Source organism: Mesorhizobium sp. M5C.F.Ca.IN.020.32.2.1, assembly GCF_004023105.1.
Classification (GTDB): domain Bacteria; phylum Pseudomonadota; class Alphaproteobacteria; order Rhizobiales; family Rhizobiaceae; genus Mesorhizobium; species Mesorhizobium wenxiniae.
The window spans coordinates 1-1,019 of the sequence record NZ_RZSX01001367.1 but is presented as its reverse complement, the minus strand read 5'-3'; the positions used below and the strand labels follow the sequence as shown (position 1 = coordinate 1,019).

Annotated in this window: 1 protein-coding gene; it reads left to right on the top strand. The window is 60.6% G+C overall.

What is annotated here, in order from left to right; translation table 11 throughout:
• Positions 1 to 578: 578 nt before the first annotated feature.
• Positions 579 to 1,019: substrate-binding domain-containing protein (locus EOA86_RS36045; protein WP_206630254.1), on the top strand; the 441-nt coding region annotated here is incomplete at its 3' end.

Below are 1,019 nucleotides of genomic sequence, written 5' to 3'. Positions count from 1 at the left end.
GCCCAAGCCCATCAGCCCCAGGGCGTCTTGCTCGAAAGGTCGGCGCGGACTGAGAAATCCAGTGCAACGCGGGATAGCCACCTCAGTCTGTAGAGTTCAGCCGATTCGGCGAGGCATTGCGGACAAGACTATGGTGCGATCGCACCATATCAAAGCGTGCGTCCGGTTGGGACAATAAGCGCATTCGAGTTCCGCTCCTCCAGTTACGGGCGGGAGCAGCGACCGCCGGCAAGAAACAGGGTCAGATTTACCCCAACGGACCTGTTTCGGCGATGGCGCGGCCATGACCTCCTTGGCCGCATGCAACGCGCTCCCGCCCGGATTTTCTTTTTCGGCGCCAATTTATTTTCGCCTGTCGAGGGCAAATGCCGGCCGCAAATCGTGCAAGCTGCTGATTCCAGCGGCAAACCGCGGCTGTGCCGGCGAGACCCGCGTCCGTTCCTTTTCGACATGGCTGTGCGGCGGTTACCGGGCTGACATCAAACTGTCATGTGACTGTAATAATCGGGGGCTATTGGCCTCAGCGGGCGCCGAAGGAATGGCGCCGAGAGACCATTTTCCGAACAGGAGCAGGCCACATGAAAAATTTCCTCCTTACGGCGTCGGCCGCGGCGCTTGCGCTCGCCGCGTCGGCTGGTTATGCCGCCGCGCGCGACCAGATTCAAATCGTCGGTTCGTCCACAGTGTTCCCCTTCACGACGGCTGTCGCTGAAAAGCTCGGCCAGAGCGGAAAGATCAAGACCCCGGTCGTCGAGTCGACTGGCACCGGGGGCGGCATGAAGCTGTTTTGCCAGGGCGTCGGCGAGAATACCGCCGACTTCACCAATGCCTCGCGCGCCATCAAGGACAGCGAGCTTAAGACCTGCAAGGCAAACGGCGTGACGCCGGTCGAGATCAAGGTCGGCTTCGACGGCATCGTACTGGCCAACTCGAAGGCGGGGACTGTCGTTGATCTGACCAAGGAACAGATTTTCAAGGCACTCGCCAAGAACGTCGCTGTTGACGGCAAGGTCGTCCCC